The 17,450-nt window shown below is 52.0% G+C and carries 17 protein-coding genes and 1 pseudogene; 7 read left to right on the top strand and 11 right to left on the bottom strand.

The genetic code is table 11. The features are described 5' to 3' along the window. Positions 1-53 precede the first annotated feature (53 nt). The 3 genes from BOW51_RS02240 to BOW51_RS02230 are packed head-to-tail and all read right to left on the bottom strand — an operon-like array spanning position 54 to position 2,143. Complete coding sequence (locus BOW51_RS02240) at positions 54-752, bottom strand: rhodanese-like domain-containing protein (protein ID WP_078476234.1); 699 nt, start codon at positions 750-752, stop codon at positions 54-56. A 36-nt stretch (positions 753-788) separates the two neighbouring features. Next, positions 789-1,625, bottom strand: a complete 837-nt coding sequence (gene galU, locus BOW51_RS02235; protein ID WP_078476233.1) for a UTP--glucose-1-phosphate uridylyltransferase GalU — start codon at positions 1,623-1,625, stop codon at positions 789-791. A 17-nt stretch (positions 1,626-1,642) separates the two neighbouring features. Next, positions 1,643-2,143, bottom strand: coding sequence for a hypothetical protein (locus tag BOW51_RS02230; RefSeq protein WP_370738145.1), 501 nt, complete (start codon positions 2,141-2,143; stop codon positions 1,643-1,645). 79 nt (positions 2,144-2,222) lie between these two features. Here BOW51_RS02230 and BOW51_RS02225 point away from each other — a divergent pair, with 79 nt between their 5' ends. Next, positions 2,223-3,113, top strand: a complete 891-nt coding sequence (locus tag BOW51_RS02225; protein ID WP_167367216.1) for a lysophospholipid acyltransferase family protein — start codon at positions 2,223-2,225, stop codon at positions 3,111-3,113. A gap of 154 nt (positions 3,114-3,267) precedes the next feature. Here the strand turns inward: BOW51_RS02225 and soxA are convergent, their stop codons facing one another. From soxA to BOW51_RS02185, 8 genes are all read right to left on the bottom strand, one after another. Beyond that, positions 3,268-4,119 (bottom strand): sulfur oxidation c-type cytochrome SoxA, encoded by an 852-nt coding sequence (gene soxA / locus BOW51_RS02220; RefSeq protein WP_078476231.1) that lies wholly within the window; start codon positions 4,117-4,119, stop codon positions 3,268-3,270. Between the two features lie 86 nt (positions 4,120-4,205). Beyond that, positions 4,206-4,532: a thiosulfate oxidation carrier complex protein SoxZ gene (soxZ, locus tag BOW51_RS02215; RefSeq protein ID WP_078476230.1), complete on the bottom strand. Its 327-nt coding sequence runs from the start codon at positions 4,530-4,532 to the stop codon at positions 4,206-4,208. A 58-nt stretch (positions 4,533-4,590) separates the two neighbouring features. After that, positions 4,591-5,064: a thiosulfate oxidation carrier protein SoxY gene (soxY, locus tag BOW51_RS02210; RefSeq protein WP_078476229.1), complete on the bottom strand. Its 474-nt coding sequence runs from the start codon at positions 5,062-5,064 to the stop codon at positions 4,591-4,593. 39 nt (positions 5,065-5,103) lie between these two features. Beyond that, on the bottom strand, positions 5,104-5,475 hold the full coding sequence (gene soxX / locus BOW51_RS02205; RefSeq protein ID WP_078476228.1) for a sulfur oxidation c-type cytochrome SoxX: 372 nt from the start codon (positions 5,473-5,475) through the stop codon (positions 5,104-5,106). A 203-nt stretch (positions 5,476-5,678) separates the two neighbouring features. After that, on the bottom strand, positions 5,679-7,115 hold the full coding sequence (locus BOW51_RS02200; protein WP_167367215.1) for a M48 family metalloprotease: 1,437 nt from the start codon (positions 7,113-7,115) through the stop codon (positions 5,679-5,681). 33 nt (positions 7,116-7,148) lie between these two features. Then, complete coding sequence (locus BOW51_RS02195) at positions 7,149-8,444, bottom strand: vWA domain-containing protein (RefSeq protein ID WP_078476226.1); 1,296 nt, start codon at positions 8,442-8,444, stop codon at positions 7,149-7,151. Between the two features lie 12 nt (positions 8,445-8,456). After that, positions 8,457-9,500: an AAA family ATPase gene (locus BOW51_RS02190; protein WP_078476225.1), complete on the bottom strand. Its 1,044-nt coding sequence runs from the start codon at positions 9,498-9,500 to the stop codon at positions 8,457-8,459. A gap of 88 nt (positions 9,501-9,588) precedes the next feature. Further along, the gene (locus BOW51_RS02185) at positions 9,589-10,551 is read right to left on the bottom strand and encodes an SLAC1 anion channel family protein (protein WP_078476224.1); all 963 of its coding nucleotides are present in this window, start codon (positions 10,549-10,551) and stop codon (positions 9,589-9,591) included. 209 nt (positions 10,552-10,760) lie between these two features. On the opposite strand from BOW51_RS02185, the gene BOW51_RS02180 reads away from it, so the two are divergent. The 6 genes and pseudogenes from BOW51_RS02180 to hrpA form a co-directional block, all read left to right on the top strand. Further along, positions 10,761-11,855 carry a Re/Si-specific NAD(P)(+) transhydrogenase subunit alpha gene (locus BOW51_RS02180; protein ID WP_078476223.1) on the top strand — a complete coding sequence of 365 codons (1,095 nt, stop codon included), beginning with the start codon at positions 10,761-10,763 and terminating at the stop codon, positions 11,853-11,855. Positions 11,856-11,912: 57 nt separating this feature from the next. Beyond that, positions 11,913-12,200: a proton-translocating transhydrogenase family protein gene (locus BOW51_RS02175; RefSeq protein WP_078476222.1), complete on the top strand. Its 288-nt coding sequence runs from the start codon at positions 11,913-11,915 to the stop codon at positions 12,198-12,200. Positions 12,201-12,218: 18 nt separating this feature from the next. After that, positions 12,219-13,499 (top strand): annotated as a pseudogene (locus tag BOW51_RS02170) (NAD(P)(+) transhydrogenase (Re/Si-specific) subunit beta); the annotation flags it as partial. Positions 13,500-13,682: 183 nt separating this feature from the next. Beyond that, a complete protein-coding gene (locus tag BOW51_RS02165) occupies positions 13,683-14,747 on the top strand; it encodes a thioredoxin family protein (RefSeq protein ID WP_135568003.1) in 1,065 nt (354 codons plus the stop codon). A gap of 185 nt (positions 14,748-14,932) precedes the next feature. Continuing rightward, the gene (locus BOW51_RS02160) at positions 14,933-15,136 is read left to right on the top strand and encodes a cold-shock protein (RefSeq protein ID WP_043118433.1); all 204 of its coding nucleotides are present in this window, start codon (positions 14,933-14,935) and stop codon (positions 15,134-15,136) included. A gap of 106 nt (positions 15,137-15,242) precedes the next feature. Continuing rightward, positions 15,243-17,450 (top strand): ATP-dependent RNA helicase HrpA (hrpA, locus tag BOW51_RS02155; RefSeq protein ID WP_245828361.1); only part of this gene is annotated, 2,208 nt, incomplete at its 3' end.

Here is a 17,450-nt window from a genome sequence, read left to right as displayed (position 1 = left end):
TTCAGAGTGGGTTAACTGGCAGAGATTGAATCTGCTGGCAGTAACTCCCGGGCTTATTTTTCAGCCTCTTTTCCCTTTGGGTCAAACATATCCATCATTTTCTTTGGCATCTCCTTGCCCCATGGCATGATGGATTGCTTTTTTGTCTCTATTAATTTCGGGTCAAAATTGACATACATCTTCTTCGTTTGCAGCTTATAATTCCATGGCAGGCCGGCGTTCTTCCAGCCATTGACCAGCCGCTTGCCCTTGTTTTCCCCACTCTTTGCCTTGATCCCCTCGAAACCTTCTACTTGCGTATAGACAGTTGTGAACCCCGCCTTGTGGAGTGCCCGTGCAGCATAAGGTGCGCGTGAACCTGAGGTGCAAATAATAATAACGGGGCCTTCCTTGCCAAGGGATTTTGATTCAAGTGCATTGACAACCGCAGCTTCGAAATCAGGATTGCGTTTTTTCCTGAAGGTCCCGTGTATGCCATCCTTTTTTGACTTCCACTCCAGTGAGTCGAACATGTAGGGGATGTTGGCATCGACCTGCTCGGCCATGCCGATGTAATGGACCTCCGGCTGGTTACGCACATCAATGAAAAGAGTTTCCTGTGGCCTGGATGTCACCATCTCAAAGGCCTCCTGCGGATCGAGATAGAGGTCGAACGGTGTATGCCACTTCTTCTTTACATCCTGCTTGTCGACAGCATGTGCCGATGTGGAAAAGAGTAGAAGAGCGGTTAACAGCAGGTGTCTCGGATGCATGCAATTTTTCACTATGTTGATATCGCTCTTGCGGTTCTATTCGTCAGGAGAGAACTTTGAAAAGAAGTGGTTGACCGCTTCGACAAAGCCATTAATGCTGCCGCAGTCGAACCGCTTTCCCTTGAATCTGTAGCCTATGACCTTGCCTTGTTTTGCCTGCTCAAGTATGGCATCGGTGAGCTGGATCTCGCCATTATTTCCCGGATCGATGTTGCGCAGGATGTCATAGATATCAGGTGTCAGGATATAACGGCCGATAATTGCAAGATTTGACGGGGCCTTGTCTGGTGACGGTTTTTCCACCATGTCGTTAACACGGTAAATTCCATCCTCGATCTCTTCACCTGCGATGACGCCATACTTGTTGATTTCCTCGATTGGGACCTCCTGTACGGCAACGATACTGCACTGGTGCTCTTCATAAAGCCTGGCCATTTGGCACATGACAGGATCGTCTTCGTTGCTGCACAGGTCATCCGCGAGTATGACCCCGAATGGCTCATGATTAGTTAGCGGTTCACTACAGAGAATGGCGTCACCGAGGCCGCGCATCTCCCTCTGACGAGTAAACAGAAAGGTACACTGGTCAATCAGGTTGCGTATATCGTGCAGCAGGTTCTCTTTTGATGATCCCTTAATCTGGTGTTCGAGTTCGTAGCTGATATCGAAATGATCAGCTATGGCTCGCTTACCTCGTCCGGTGATAATCGCAATGGTCGACATGCCGGCAGCAAGGGCTTCTTCGACACCATATTGAACAAGAGGCTTGTCGAGAACAGGCAGCATCTCTTTCGGCATTGCCTTGGTTGCCGGCAGAAAGCGGGTACCATAGCCGGCGGCCGGAAAGACGCATTTTGTGATTTTATTCGACATGAGTTTCCTGTTGTCCCCTATGTTCTCAATTTCCACGTGGTTTGGTTGTCTTGTGTGATCAGTTGAGCATGCAACAGCCACTCGCGTGCATCCTCGGCATCTTTCTCGAACCAGGCAGCGGCGGAGCCGAGCCTGAAGCTGTATCCCCAGTTGTCCATATCTTGCATCATACAGTCGCTGCTGTAGCCATCAAGTTGGTTAGCGAGCAGTATCTGCAGGTAACAAACAGCATTTTCCTCGTGTACATCTCCACCGGCATTCGTATGCAGGCCGGTACGGCGCTTCTGATCCATACAGATGTAGTGGCACGCCTCATGGAATGCAGAGTGTATCGGGGTATCATCGCGGATATAGAGTTCATTTGCGATAAGGCCTGCCTCTGAGTCTCCCCAGAAACTGCCTGGTATTGGCTCTTCCTTTGCGACACTGACTGTATTGAGTCCGTATCTTGAAAAAAGCGCGCTGATAGATGTGTCGCAGTCGCGGCAGCGTTCGACCTGTAGTTCCTGATCTTCCACAGTTTGAGATTGGAAAAGCGTACAATAGACGACAACATATACGAAGCAGTGAAGAGATTCAAATTTGCTTAGACAATTATTGACACTCTACAGTCACGTCTCATTGCGGACTGCGCAAAAGATCGGCAGTCTGTTGGGTCTGTCAGCCTGGTATCTGCAAACAGATGAGCGACGTATTGCGCAGATCAACCTGACGCACTGTTTTCCCGAAATGGATCCTGCCGAACGCACGCGCCTTGCAAAACGCTCTCTTCAGGAGAGTGGCAAACTGCTAGCGGAAGTACCACTGGTATGGCTGCAGCCTGCTTCACGTCTTTCCGACAGGGTGTACGCGGAGGAGGGGATGGAGGAGATCAGGCGGATCAAGCAGTCGGGAAAAGGCCTGGTACTCATTGTTCCTCACATGGGTAACTGGGAGATCGCCCTCAGCCAGGCGACAAAGGTAATCAATATGACCGTGCTTTACCGGCCACCCAGGCAGCGCTGGCTGGAAGAGGTGATGACGCTTGGGCGTCAGGCAACGGGTGCAAAAACAGCACCGACCAATGCCTCCGGAATCAAGCAGCTGTTGGCAGCACTGAAGAATGGGGAAGGGGTTGCTATATTGCCTGACCAGGCGCCAAAAAAGATAGGTGGGTCTGCCGCCGTATTCGCCCCGTTTTTCGGCCAACCCGCCTACACGATGACATTGGCAGCCCGCCTGGCAGCCAAAACCGGTGCGGAGGTGCGTGCTGTTCACGTGGAGAGATTGCCTGCTGGAAAGGGCTTCCAGATAAGCCTGTATCCGGTTGATGATGCTATTTATGGCAAGAGCACAGAAAAATCGGTGCAAGCGATCAATGCTGCTGTCGAGCTGTGTGTACGGAAATGTCCTGAACAGTACCAGTGGAGTTACAAACGCTTCCAGGTACAGCCGGATGGGAAACGCTCCATCTACTCACGCAACAAAAAGCCCAAGCCTGCGAATTAGTACATCCTGTGCATTCGCCGCTCCATGTCATCGTGACCCACAGGGATGTGGGGAATGTCGGTTATGCAGGAGCATTTACCGACCGATATACCGCACATCCTGTGCATAAAAAAACCCGGCTTACGCCGGGTTTAAGACTTTATTGTTGTTATATTTACTTACGAGCTGATGGTCCGTTGAACTCGATTCCATTGCTCATGTGAGTCAGGAAGTACTCGAGGTTACGATACTCTTTGCTCTGTGCCTTGAATGGCTTGGCACGAACCTGCTGGTTACAGCCACCGAAACGACGGTGCAGTGTACCCAAGTTACCCCACTTTGAACGGTACACTGGCCAGCCAGTGGTGTGTCCTAGTCCCGGACTCAGGATATCAGTACGCACGTGCATGCCAGAGCTCTGCATGTGACAACTTGCACAAGCGAAGTTCAACTGGCCACGACGGCTGAAATACTGGCTCTTGCCTTCATTGTAGGCTGTCAGTGCACCCGCATCGCCTTCAGGTATAACAACGTTGGTTTTCTGACCGCGTGACTCGTAACCCATGTAGGCAAGCAGGGAAGCAAGTTTACCTTTCTTCCATTTCAGTGGCTTTTCACCATTTGCTTCGCGACACTCGTTGATTGTGAGTGGCAGGGTGATGACCATCTTGCGTTCTGCGTTCCAGTGTGGATAGTTCTTGCGCTGAGCAGGACCATCCTTGAAGCAGTCAGAATAGCCTTTGCCGTTGGCAAATGGCGTGTTCCACAACTCTTCACCTTCCTCGATGAAAGGCTCGTATGGTGGGAACTCCTCGATAGCTTCCCAACTGTCACGGGAAATCTGGTCAATGGCGTAAACACCATTGGAAAACTCCTGCAGTGGCACACCTGGAAATTTCTTGGTGAAGTAGCTGCGGTAGGTCTCCAGATCCTGTGCCGGTGTTGTATCAGCGGCATTTTTTGCTGCGACGGTGCTTGAGAGCCCGACGACGCACAGTGTTGCTATTGCGACAACTGTCTTTTTCATAGTTAATACTCCTCCCGGTAGGGTAACGTCGGCTTCCCCGAAATTATCGGGGGATGTCCGGCGTTTTCTTTTATAGTGTCACAGGCTTATTTTTTGCCTTTGATCTTGACGTCTTTTGTATCACTGCCACCCTTGTTGTCACTCCAGGAGACCGTGACCGTTTCTCCATTGGCACCGCCCTTGAAGGAGAATGACAGGTAAGGATCCTTTGAAACACCGCCAGACCAGGACGTGGTGATGACAACTTTACCGTTGTACGTGCCAACAACTTCCTGGATGAAGTGCTCAGGGATTTTCTCGCCGGTTTTCTTGTTTTTGCGCTGGCCGGTTTCCATTGGGTGAGACATCAGCGCTTTAACGGTTGTTACACCGTTCTTTACTTTGGCTCTCAGTTTGATTGAGCTTTTAGCCATTGAAATATACCTCTATCAGATTCTATACGAAACTGGTTGATGATTAATCTCCAGGAGATTAACCGCCACAACCGCCGATGGTGACTTTGACTTCTTTCTTGGCGGTATAAACCTTATCGCCTGCCTGTACCACGGCAATGACGTCACCGGTTTTACCCATTTTGATACGTGTGCTGACGTCCGCTACTGTGGTTTCGCCCAGTGCGAAACTTGCAACCATCGGAGATGGGTTACTTGCAGCAAGAATCGAGATGGCTGTGACACCGGCAATGCTGCTTGAAACAGAAACTGGTACAACAGCACCATTCTCTGCAATTTCAGGCGCCTTGATTTTGATATCAGCACTCTCTACACTTGCGTCGGTTCCGGTCACTGCCTTAACAGCATCCGCAACACTTTTTGATCTGAAAGCGGCTTCATTCCACTCGGCGAGTACCGCCTGTGGTGCGATCAGTCCTGCACCAGCAGCTGCAACAACAGCACCGGCAGCAGCAGAGCCTTTCAGAAAAACTCGGCGTTTTACATCGATCATTTTGGATTTTCTCCTTAATTCAACTTTGGTGGCGACGATTTACAGTGTGTAGAGATACTCGATAACGGCATCAATTTCGTCGGCAGTCAAGATTTTATGCTTTCCGAACGGAGGCATCATTGTGTTTGGATTGGCAGCCATTGGATCCTCAAGCTGGGCACGCAGTTTCGCCGGATCGGGGAAACGTGCTTTCATTGCGACCAGTGGTGGGCCAAGGTCACCAGGGCTAACGCCATCGTCCATCATGTGGCAGGCAAGGCAGTTGCCCAGCTTGCGGTTATAGGCGAGTTTTTTGCCTTTGGCAATGGTTTCTTTTGCGCCCTCAGCCATAGAGCTGACAGGTACAAGGGAGACCGCGAGCACAGCTGCGAGTGATGCAGCCATAGCGGTCAACTTAGCGGATTTCCGCATTTAGAGTCCTCCTCAACAGTTTTATGGTATTTGTTATAACTCGTTTTGCCGGGGTAAATTCGCAGTTATGTTCCGCAATATTTTCCGACGAGTCATACTAGAATACCTAAATTGCACTAATGTGCAAGTAACAATTTACATAAATCAATTGTCAAAAAGATTTTTTCTTTCTACCAATATCAAGTTGTTCATTAATATAGTGTTTATTTCTTCAGTGCGGCAGATTCCTCTTCCATCGTTCGCTTTTTCACTTCCAGCTTCGATTTCGAGTAAAAGCTGAGTCCCGGTGTCTTGAGTGCAATCAGCAGTTGTTGAACGGCAACATCCGGCTCGCCTATCAGGTAGTGGTAGTCGGCAAGCGCTGCATGTGAATCCGCTTTCTTTTTGCTGCCAGCTGCAGCGCGTGCCAGCAGCTTGAAAGTCTGTGGATCTTCAGGATGTGATTTTGCATGCTTCTTGAGCAACTTGTAGGCAGATTGAGGATGTTTGGAACGCGTCATGATATCCGCGGTGAGTATCGTCAGGGCATGATTGCCAGGCTTGCTTGTAAGTGCCTGTTTAGCTGTTGATACCGCTTTCTGCCTGTTTCCCTGCTTGAGCCACAGGCGTGCACTGGTTGCGCGAATCATCGGGTTGCGTGCGTGTTTTGACAGTAGCGTGCGGAGTTCCTTGCGCGCCTCTGAATATTTTCTGCTGCGCATTAGGCCCAACACCAGTCCGTAGCGCTCAGCATCCTCGCTGCGATAGCGCCCGTCGCGCAGTGTTGAGCTGAAGTGTTTGGCGGCACTCTTGCCGCTGGAAAACTGCTCCGCCCTGATTGCTGCCCTGAATAGCTGAAAATCAAAGTCGTTATGCTGTTGGCGGAACGGGTATTTTTCTGCACGTGCTAATGCATCAGCAGTGCGGTCTGCAGTCACCGGATGCGACAGGAGAAACTCTGGCAAAGTGACGCCGCCTGAGTTGGTGGCGCGTCCGAGGCGCTGGAAAAAAGTGGCCATGGCACGTGTGTCATGCTTCGACTTTGACAGAATCTGAATGCCGATATTATCGGCTTCGCGTTCATTGGCACGCGTGAAATTGATCTGTTTCTGCAGCAATGCTGCCTGTCCACCGGCTGCCATCGCCATTGCTCCAGCTCCACCGGTTGCGGCACCAACCAGGATTGCGGCGAGTAACATACCGGCTGCCGGCAGAGCCATCTGTTCAGCTTCCTGCACCATGCGCGCGATGTGTCGTTGGCTGACATGTGCAATCTCGTGGGCAACCACTGCTGCCAGCTCATCTTCAGTCTCCGCCTCGAGAACCAGCCCCGTGTGTACACCGATGTAACCTCCCGGACCGGCAAAGGCGTTGATCAGCATGTCATCGACAAGAAAGAAGTTGAAGCTTCCTGCTCCCAGCTGTGCCTTGCTGGCAAGCCGGTCTCCGAGTGACTGCAAATAGCCGGTCAGCATCGGATCCTTGACCACGTTGGCGTTCGCATGGACATAGCGCATGAATGCACGTCCCAGCTTGCGTTCCTGTACTGTGCTCAGGTAGGCGCCGGATGACTCTCCCATGTCTGGCAGTGAGTAGTCGAGAGCCAGGGCTGGATGCAATGTCCAGCTGAAAAGCAGAATGGTAAGAAGTGGTTTGATCATTTTCATATTGTCTATGACAGGTGCGAGATGCACTCAGTTCAACTGGATGCGCTCTCCCCATGGAACAGGGGTCTTGTTTTTAACCAGCCATATCACCGGATAGGCAGGTGGTAGCGGAGGGAATTCCCCTTCCGCATCGGTAAAGTAAAGCAGCAGGTCGGGTTGGCGCCCGTGGTTTTCAAGCCATTTGAAGACGGGGCGAAAGTCGGTTCCGCCACCGCCATGTAATTTCTCGGGGAGCTTGAACTCTTCCCAGGGTTCATACTCCCAGGGCGCATCCTCGGCAATCGAGGCGTCGCACGGTAGCAGGGTCAATCGTGCGCGTACCTGTCCCTTGAGGGCATCGACTTCCGACATGAATTCTGCGATCTCTTTCGCCTTGAGCGAGCCACTGGTGTCTATGGCGACGACCAGGTCTACCTGCGCACTTCGCAGTGATGGCAATATAGCGTCACCTTCACGCCTTGATGGTCGCATGTAGCTGAAATCATCACGTGCCAGCATCGATATGTAACGTGCAAGCAGCATGCGCCATGGCAGTTGCGGCTGCAGCAGGTGATCGATCATGCGTGCCAGCACTCCACCCAGTTTACCGGCCTGCAGTGCTTGCTGGGCTGCACCGGCAGTACGCTGCTGCCACTGGACATCAAGAGTCTCTTTCTCCTGTTCTGTCAGTGGTGGCGGAGGTGTGTCGGCACTGTCTCCCGGAGCACTTTCAGGGTGGTCACCCATGCCGGACGGTGTCGAACCTCCGGCCTCGTTATCATCTCTCTCATGCTGCTTGCCGCCATTCTGCTGTTGCTGCTGGCGTTGGGATGGTGGAGGTGGGCTGTCCATGCCTTCACCATCCGGATCGCCACCGGCGTCATTTTCGCTGCTGTCATAGAGATGCTGGTCCATCGTCTCCCTGTCATCATCCTCTTCAAGAAGCGGGTAGATCTCTTCTGCTGTCATGCCTTCATATTGTGGAATGTAGAGTGCTTCCGGCGGTGGCGTCAGGCCGTCTGCCATCAGCAGGGGATTGATGGCGAAGTCGCAGGCGAGATCCCAGCGATGTATGACGCGATGCCCGCGTCGTGCAAAGTGGCGCAGCGCGCAGTGCAAGGCCTCGTGCGCAAGGATGAACTGCGTCTGTTCAAGTGACAGGTTATTGATATATTCGGCGTTGTAGTAGAAGTGCTTTGCATCTGTTGCCGCAGTTGGACACCAGGATGCGTTTGCAGTTTTCAGTGGCAGTCTAAGAACCAGTGCGCCGAGGAATGGCTTGTCAATAATCAGCCGGGTGCGTGCGGCGACAAGCCTGGTTTCGACTGCTTGGGTATCAAGCATTCTCAGGAGCCTTTACTGGTAGAGCATGACATCGGCAATTGCCGTCGCCCACTCACTGAACTGGGGTACCTGGAAGAGGGATTCGCCGATGGCGCGATGCAAGTCGGAAACCAGCATGACCCCCATTTCCCGTTGCGGGAAGCGGTTCGCATAATCGAGAATATGACCGATGACGATAGCTGCATCTGCCGAGCGTTGTGCCTTGATGGCACGTCCGACTAGTGCTGCGGCGACGGCATACTGCAGATCGATCTCTTGTGGAACACCGTTCTCCTCGCCCTTGACGATGGCATCGAGGTCGGGCATCTGCTCCAGGCTGTTGACGAAAGCAGTGAGTTCAACACCGGCAGCAGGTCCGACACAGGCCTGCAGCGCCCCCTGGAGCAGTTGCGGATGGCGATCGAATTTCTGCAGGGCACGATGCGCAAACTCCCATGAACGGGGGGAGGGGAAAGCAACCGGGTTGTGCGCCGGATCAAAGTCGAACAGCAGTTCGGGACGGAAGCGTAAAAAGCCGATAACGCGTTCGTCCATACTGTTCTCGTAGGCCCAGTGCACCCAGTCATCCAGATTGACATCAACTTCGAAGTGCGAGAAACGATTCGCCAGTGGAGCAGGCATTGTATAGGTAACACCCCTGTCGCCCTGGCGGTTACCGGCAGCGAAAATTGCCCAGCCATCCGGTACCTTGTATTCGCCCAGGCGCCGGTCGAGAATCAGCTGGTAGGCTGCAGCCGAAACACTCGGTGGTGCCGAGGTGATCTCGTCTAGAAACAGGATGCCGGCTTCTCCGTGGCGCTCCGCGCAGGGCAATATGGCAGGAATTGCCCACTCGACCAGTTCATCATTTCTGAATGGAATGCCACGCAGGTCGGACGGCTCCATCTGTGAGAGACGTATATCGACCACGGGCACTTGGTGCCTCTCGCCAATCTGCGCCACCATCTGGCTCTTGCCGACACCCGGCGGTCCCCACAACATGACAGGGGTGTGGTGGCCTTCACTGGTACTTGTGAATTCCTGTTCGAGAACTGTTATTAGCTGGGCTGGGCGCATGTGCTGAAGGTGAAGTGATTCAAATTGCGTATAGGATCACTCCCGGCAGCTTAAAGATCAACCATGATCCGTGCCGGGATTAGATTACCTACATTTGCGGTGGACGGCAGATCTCTCCGCGACGTGCAGCGAGAAAAGTGCGCAGCAAGAGCGTCGCGATAACCGCAGTCAACAACAGGTGTAACGCGTAGCCGATAGCGAGAAAAGCACGTGTGCCTGTCTCCTCGTACATGGCGAAGGTTGCGATAGTGATTGCGGCGAGCGGAAATGAATAGGCCCACCAGGAGAGCGTGAACGGCAGGCGCAGAAAGCGCAGGCCCTGCGACAATAGCAGCATGGTCAGGAATAGCGCGCTGTAGTAAAGGATACGTGCGAAGTTGTCCAGTTCCGGGCTCAGGTTGAGGTAGGCAGCAAAGCCCACAGCCGGTGGTGCAATGATAATGAACAACGTCGGCAATAGCGCTTCCGGCATTGGGTGGTGGAAGATCATGCGGTACATGATGATGGTAAACAGCACGATCCAGAACAGCAGGCCGATACTGAAGAAGAACCAGTTGAGCTCGATCGGTGCATACTGGATGCCAGCCAGGGGCACGAGAATGTTGCCCACTACTGGAATAAACCAGGCAGGACTGATGTGGTGGATTTCAAAATGGTCGTGGTGGATCCATTTCGAGAGAATATAGAGCGTCAGTATCAATTGCAGCACTGCGCCGGTAGTCCAGATATAGAAAGCTGTTTTCGGAAACCACAGTGCCAGCATGGTACCTATAAGGATCAGGCTGATTGATATGGTCGGGAAAAAGCTCAGCATCACCGGGTGATGCAACTCGGCCCGCACCTTGTCGGGATGCTTGACTGCTTTTGCCACGTAAATTGACAGCAGTACCAGAAACAGACCGAGTGCAAGCACGGCCAGGTATTCGGAAGGAAAAATCGGGTAGAGCTTGAGTTCCTCGCATTGCATCCATACCAGCGTGTAGCCGGCAAGGCCCATGATCATTGAAAAGAAGGAGATGGGGAAATAGGGTAGACGCCTGGTTTCTGACATGGGTTTATTACACAGTTTGTCGACAGTGACTCAATGACAATTATCTTAGCATACTGCGAATCATCAGAACTATCAGGGGCCTTCAGGCAAAGTTATAAAACTATTTAATTGGGTCATGGGGGGCTGTTTGATTCTGCATCGCTTGTGCTGTGCGCTACGAGTCCGCATAATAATCTGATTTTCTGTCATTAAAACCAGACAAGAGCGCGATGAAAATAGGCGTAATTAAAGAGACTCGCACCGGCGAGAGCCGTGTTGCAACAACCCCGGCAATTGCAAAAAAACTGATCGGCAAGGGCTTCACTGTGCAAGTGGAGACAGGTGCCGGTGAGGCTGCACATTTCCATAATGATGAATATCTTGAAGCGGGCGTGGAGCTGGTTGATCGTCAGACCGCACTCTCAGCAGATCTGATTCTGTCCGTGCGTCGTCCGTTGATGGATGACGTTGAGATGATGGCGGAAAAGAATGTTTATGTCAGTCACCTCGAAAATTGCGAGGATGATGGCACGCTTGCGAAATTGCTTACCAAGGATATTACGCCAATTGCAATGGAGCATATTCCGCGTATTTCCAGGGCGCAGTCAATGGACGCGCTATCGTCGCAAAGTAATATCGCGGGCTACCGTGCCGTGGTTGAAGCAGCTGCGCGTTTCCGCCGTTTTCTGCCTTTGATGATGACATCGGCCGGTTCCGCCAAGCCAGCACGACTCGTGGTTCTGGGTGTAGGTGTTGCGGGGCTGCAGGCGATTGCAACCGCGCGACGACTGGGTGCAGATGTATATGCCTACGATGTTCGTCCCGAAACGAGGGAACAGGTTGAATCACTGGGCGCCAAGTGGATTGAGATCGATGTTGGCGAGAGCGGTGAAGGTACCGGGGGTTACGCGAAGGAACTCTCGGATGAAGCCAAGCAGCGCCAGCAGGAACTGCTCTCGGACGAATTGGCCAAGGCGCATGTGATAGTTACTACCGCCCTGATCCCGTGCCGACCGGCACCCGTTCTTATTCCAAATGAAGTCGTCAAGCGCATGCGCGAGGGTTCCGTGATCGTGGACCTGGCTGCGGGTAATGGTGGTAACTGCCAGTTGACCGAGGCCGACAAGGTTGTCGAGAAGCATGGTGTGATTCTCGTCGGACACACGAATTACCCCTCGATGATGTCGACAGACGCGAGTAATTTCTACGCGCAGAACCTTTTTAACCTGGTTCAGATCATGGTCGAGGAGAAAGAGGGACAACTTGTCTTCAATGATTTTGAGGAAGACGAGATTACACAGGCTGCCCAAGTTCGCCAGGCCTGATGAAAGAGAATGAAAAAATGATGAGTGATTGGATTATAGATTTCGGAGACTGTTCCCATGCCTGACACACTGGTTGCACTTTATGTATTTGTGCTCTCCTGTTTCATTGGCTATTACGTCGTATGGGGAGTAACACCCTCGTTGCATACGCCGCTGGTCGCTTTGACCAATGCCATTTCAGGAATCGTGATTGTTGGTGCCCTGCTGGTCACCGGACTTGAGTCAGTCAGTACAACGGCTGAAATCATCGGTTTCTTTGCTGTCCTGCTCGCCTCGATTAACGTCTTTGGCGGTTTTCTTGTCACCAACAGAATGCTTGCGATGTTCCGCAAGGACAAGAAATAAGGGAGCTTGATGATGCAGATTTCAGTTAATTTTCAGGCGATAGCCTATCTTGTTTCCGCAGTGCTTTTTGTACTCGCACTTAAAGGATTGACCCATCCCGCATCGGCCAGGCGTGGTAACTATCTCGGCATGGCCGGTATGGCGATTGCGATTGGCGCAACCCTGTTCGGCAGCGAGGTCCAGTCATACGGGTTCATTCTTGCCGGTGTTGTCGGTGGCGCGGTGATCGGATCCATCCTTGCGATGCGTATCAAGATGACAGATATGCCGCAGCTGGTCGCGGCACTGCACAGCTTTGTCGGTATGGCAGCTGTATTGGTGGCGATCGGAACCTTTATCAACAAGCGCGAAGCGGAGCTGCTCAATGGCGTGCTGATGGGCGAACTTTCAGCTGGCATTATCATTGGTGCTATCACCTTTTCAGGTTCAGTAATCGCGTTTGGCAAGCTGCAGGGTATTATCTCCGGCAAGCCGGTTCACTTTATGGGCCAGCATGCAGTCAATGCGGCGATCGCCATTGCGACTATTGCACTGGGTGTTCATTTTGCCCTTACCGAAAGCATGACCTCTCTTGCCTTGATGACGCTGCTTGCATTCATTCTCGGTTTTACACTGATCATTCCGATCGGTGGTGCAGATATGCCCGTTATTGTTTCGATGCTCAACTCCTATTCTGGATGGGCTGCGGCGGCGACCGGTTTTACACTGCAGAACCACCTGTTGATCATCGTTGGTGCACTGGTTGGATTTTCCGGTGCGATCCTCTCTTATATCATGTGCCGTGCGATGAACCGTTCAATCTGGAATGTCGTCTTCGGTGGTTTCGGTAGCGAGTCCGGTGATGCGCCAAGTGCCGTCGGTGAGGCTGCTGAGAAGGGCGTCAAGGCCGCTGCGATTGAAGATGCGGTCTACTGGATGGAAGATGCCAACAAGGTCATCATCGTTCCCGGTTATGGTATGGCGGTTGCCCAGGCGCAACATGCGATGAAAGAGTTGATGGAGCAGCTTGAGGCACGTGATGTGCCGGTTAAATTTGCTATCCATCCGGTTGCCGGACGTATGCCGGGCCACATGAATGTTCTGCTCGCTGAGGCGGATATTCCTTATGACAATGTGCTTGAGATGGATGAAATCAATCCCGAGTTCTCTACTGCCGATGTGGTTCTTGTTGTTGGCGCGAATGATGTGGTGAACCCTGCCGCGAAGGACGACACATCAAGTCCTATCTACGGTATGCCGATCCTTGAAGCCGGCAAGGCGAAAAATGTTTTCGTCGTCAAGCGCTCGGCCCTGAAGGGCGGAGGTCATTAAGGGAGCCTCTGATCAAGTCATGAATTTCGACCTTGCCGCCAGAATGCACCATTTCTTCGTTGCAAATCTTCGCAATAGCGCTGCTATTACGTGCGATCTGCGCCTCGAACTGACGCATTCTGATCGGCAATCTCTTTATCCAGACTTAATCAGAGGCTCCCGAGGTTCAATGTGAAAGGTAACAGGCAGCAGGATCAACAATGCCAGGCTGGGACGGGGCTGACCCTTTTCATACTGCTGTTGCTTATGTTGCTGTTACCCGGATTGCTGTTTGCTGCAACAGACGACAGTTACGCCTTTGACGATACCCAACTCGAAGAGCCCCTGAAGTACCCTGACTGGTTCGTGCTGCCGTCCGGCGACCTCGGTGACGATCTCGAAGATGCGTTGGCAAACGGTAAGCAGGGAATCGTAGTCTACTTCGGCCAGAAGCGTTGCAGCTACTGCGAACAGTTTCTCAGCATTGATCTAGGTACACCCGATATCAAGGCCTACATGCAGAAGAACTTTGACGTCCTGCCCATTGATATCTGGGGCATCGAGGATATTACGGATACGGACGGCAACGAGTACACCGAACGTGATTTCTCGATCAAGTACGAGGTCAACTTTACCCCCTCACTGATTTTTTATAACCGCGAAGGTGAAAAGGTGTTCCGCCTGCGTGGTTTCTATCCGCCATACAAGTTCAGGGCCGCACTGAAATATGTTGTTGGTGAGTTCTACAAGAGCGAGACTTTCCGTGAATACCTGGCGCGCGCTGAACCCGGTGCCTTCTTCCAGGAGGGCGGCCTGACAGAACGTGATTTTTTTACGCCTCCACCACTGGAGTTGTCGCGAAAAGAAAAGCCTGCAGACAAACCACTTGCGGTGTTCCTTGAACAGGGAAATTGCCACGCCTGTGACCTGTTGCATTCAGGACCATTGAACGATAACAGCCTAATAGTAGAGCTCGAGCAGATGGATGTCGTGCAGGTGAATATTGCCAGCAACGATGCAGTGACGACTCCATCCGGCAAAAAAACCACTGCTCGCGAATGGGCCGATGAACTGGGGATTTTCCACTTGCCAACGATTCTTTTCTTTGATGAAAAGGGCAGCGAGGTGATGCGAGTTGACTCTATTGTGCAGTTTTATCGTATGTGGGGCGTGCTAAATTATATTAACCGTCGAGGGTACAAAGAGACGATCGACTACCAGTTATGGCGCCTGAAACAGCGTGATGTGGCTGAATAATGGGCTTTTTTTCCTGTTTTTGCGAAAAAAACCGGTTTTAATCAAATATTCACAAGAACTTGGCGACTTAGCAGTGTAAGATACTAATGATTGTCACTGACGAAATGTTGGAAGACAATTTTTTTAGAGTCGTCAGAAAATGCTTTTTGCGATTCACAAACATTAGCAACAGTAGGATATTGAAAATGAGTCAAGGTACGGTAAAGTGGTTTAACGCGGACAAAGGTTTTGGTTTCATTACACCTGATGATGGTGGAAAGGATCTGTTTGTTCACCATTCTGAAATCAAAGTCTCTGGTTATGCCACTTTGAATGAAGGTCAGAAGGTTGAATTTGAAGTTGGTGAAGGACAGAAAGGCCCATGTGCCAATAATGTCGTCCCGCTTTAATCGCATGACATAAGAAAACCCCTGACCAATTCGTTGGTCGGGGGTTTTTTCATTCTTGGCTCCTCTCTCTTGCACGGGGCCTCTGTTATTCACCTCTTTCGTTTCAGTGAAGTTACCCGATCAAAAACAGTTCAACGCATGTCTGCTGACGGATCGCTACCGCCTTCGCAGGCGTTCGCATGCCCTGCAAAAATTACAACAAAGCGGTTCTCTTGATAGTGATGCCGTATTAAAGCTGACGAAGGAAGTCAATGCCTCTGCAGCAATTGCATCACAGCGTCTGCAAACAGAATTTGATCTAAATTATCCGGCTGATCTGCCGGTTGCTCAGCGTGTTGATGAGATCAGCAAAACCATCCGGGAAAACCAGGTCACGATTCTATGTGGCGAGACGGGTTCCGGAAAATCAACCCAGTTGCCGAAGATCTGTCTTGAACTGGGTTATGGCCATTACGGACGTATCGGCCATACGCAGCCACGACGTATAGCTGCACGCAGCCTGGCATCGCGTATCGCGTCCGAACTCAATACCGAGTCCGGACAACTGGTTGGCTATCGTGTGCGTTTCAAGGATCACCTGCAGACGCATACGCGCATCAAGCTGATGACGGATGGAATCCTGCTGGCAGAGATACAGCAGGACCCATGGCTCAACCAATACGACCTGCTGATTATTGACGAGGCGCACGAGCGCACACTCAATATCGATTTTCTGCTTGGTTATCTGAAACGCCTGTTGCCAAAGCGTCCTGATCTCAAGCTGATTATCACTTCAGCCACGATTGATCCCGAACGCTTCTCAGAACATTTTGATCAAGCGCCCATCATCATGGTGTCGGGCCGTACCTGGCCTGTCGAGGTGCGTTACCAGCCACCTGAAGAAGAGCAAGGCACTGCAGAGCGTGACGAAGGGGTGCAGCAGGCGATTGTCGATGCACTTGATGAACTGGCGTGTGAGGATCGCGGCGATGTACTGGTCTTCCTATCCGGTGAGCGAGAGATACGCGAAACTGCCGAGACGCTTAGAAAACATCATATGGATAACACGCAAGTGTTACCCCTGTATGCCCGCCTGAGCCCGGCCGAGCAGTCAAAGATATTCAATCCGTCAGGGCTCAGACGCATCATTCTCTCAACCAATGTCGCTGAAACCTCGCTGACGGTTCCGGGGATTCGCCACGTGGTTGATACCGGCTTTGCCCGCATCAGTCGTTATAGCCATCGTTCCAAGGTGCAGCGATTACCGGTCGAGCGAGTCTCGCAGGCATCGGCCAACCAGCGCAAGGGACGTTGCGGACGTGTCGCCGAAGGCATCTGTATTCGCCTCTACAGTGAAGATGATTTCGAATCGCGGCGTGAGTTCACCGAGCCGGAGATCCCGCGAACCAATCTCGCCTCTGTCATTCTGCAGATGCAGTTGATGGGTGTCGGCAAGATAGAGGGCTTTCCCTTTATCGATGCGCCAGACAACCGCCTGATCAAGGATGGCTATCTTGTACTCAGCGAGCTCGGTGCTGTGACACCTGATCGCAAGGTGACAAGAATCGGCAAACAGCTGGCGCGCTTGCCGGTGGATCCGCGTATCGGACGCATGCTGCTTGAGGCGGCACATACGCATTGTCTCAACGAATTGCTGGTGATTGCTGCCGCCCTGTCGGTACAGGATCCGCGCATGCGCCCGCTGGAGAAACAGCAGGCCTCGGATGAAGCACACGCACTCTTCCAGGACGAGCTTTCAGATTACATGGCCATACTCAATCTGTGGAGACATCTTGAGGAACAGAAGCGTCATCTCAGCAGGCGCAAGTTCAATAATCATTGCCGTGATCGTTATCTCTCATCGACACGCGTGCAGGAGTGGTTTGATATTCATCACCAACTGCGTGGCCAGATGCACGAGATGAGTTATAAGGAGAATATGGCAGAAGCGGGTTACGAGGAGATACACAAGGCGATACTCTCCGGCCTGTTGTCACATATCGGTTTTCGTCACAGTGGCAAGGAGATGGATTATCTTGGAGCAAGGAACAGCCGTTTTCATCTCTTTCCCGGCTCGGGTGTATTCAAGAAACGCCCCAAGTGGGTCGTGGCCGCGGAGCTGGTTGAGACAACACGCCTGTATGCCCGTGGTGTTGCCTCTGTCGAACCGCAATGGATCGAATCGATGGCGGGGCACCTGCTCAAGCGAAGTTACTCTGAACCACACTGGCAGAAAAAGCGCGGACAGGTCGGCACATACGAGAAGGTGACTCTCTACGGCCTGACACTGGTTCAGCGCAGACGGATTAATTACGGTCCAATTGATCCTGATCTG

Origin of the sequence: Solemya elarraichensis gill symbiont (genome assembly GCF_002021095.1) — a bacterium.
Taxonomy (GTDB): Bacteria; Pseudomonadota; Gammaproteobacteria; order Chromatiales; family Chromatiaceae.
This window is presented reverse-complemented; position numbering and strand designations above follow the sequence as displayed.

What these genes read in the sequence shown, in the direction of transcription:
- BOW51_RS02195 (WP_078476226.1), bottom strand. Translation starts at nt 8,444, where the DNA reads ATGCTTGATACCCAAGCAGTCGAAACCAGGCTTGTCGCCGCACGCACC.
- galU (WP_078476233.1), bottom strand. Translation starts at nt 1,625, where the DNA reads ATGTCGAATAAAATCACAAAATGCGTCTTTCCGGCCGCCGGCTATGGT.
- BOW51_RS02180 (WP_078476223.1), top strand. Translation starts at nt 10,761, where the DNA reads ATGAAAATAGGCGTAATTAAAGAGACTCGCACCGGCGAGAGCCGTGTT.
- BOW51_RS02175 (WP_078476222.1), top strand. Translation starts at nt 11,913, where the DNA reads ATGCCTGACACACTGGTTGCACTTTATGTATTTGTGCTCTCCTGTTTC.
- BOW51_RS02160 (WP_043118433.1), top strand. Translation starts at nt 14,933, where the DNA reads ATGAGTCAAGGTACGGTAAAGTGGTTTAACGCGGACAAAGGTTTTGGT.
- BOW51_RS02185 (WP_078476224.1), bottom strand. Translation starts at nt 10,551, where the DNA reads ATGTCAGAAACCAGGCGTCTACCCTATTTCCCCATCTCCTTCTTTTCA.
- soxX (WP_078476228.1), bottom strand. Translation starts at nt 5,475, where the DNA reads ATGCGGAAATCCGCTAAGTTGACCGCTATGGCTGCATCACTCGCAGCT.
- BOW51_RS02200 (WP_167367215.1), bottom strand. Translation starts at nt 7,115, where the DNA reads ATGATCAAACCACTTCTTACCATTCTGCTTTTCAGCTGGACATTGCAT.
- soxZ (WP_078476230.1), bottom strand. Translation starts at nt 4,532, where the DNA reads ATGGCTAAAAGCTCAATCAAACTGAGAGCCAAAGTAAAGAACGGTGTA.
- soxY (WP_078476229.1), bottom strand. Translation starts at nt 5,064, where the DNA reads ATGATCGATGTAAAACGCCGAGTTTTTCTGAAAGGCTCTGCTGCTGCC.
- soxA (WP_078476231.1), bottom strand. Translation starts at nt 4,119, where the DNA reads ATGAAAAAGACAGTTGTCGCAATAGCAACACTGTGCGTCGTCGGGCTC.
- BOW51_RS02240 (WP_078476234.1), bottom strand. Translation starts at nt 752, where the DNA reads ATGCATCCGAGACACCTGCTGTTAACCGCTCTTCTACTCTTTTCCACA.
- BOW51_RS02190 (WP_078476225.1), bottom strand. Translation starts at nt 9,500, where the DNA reads ATGCGCCCAGCCCAGCTAATAACAGTTCTCGAACAGGAATTCACAAGT.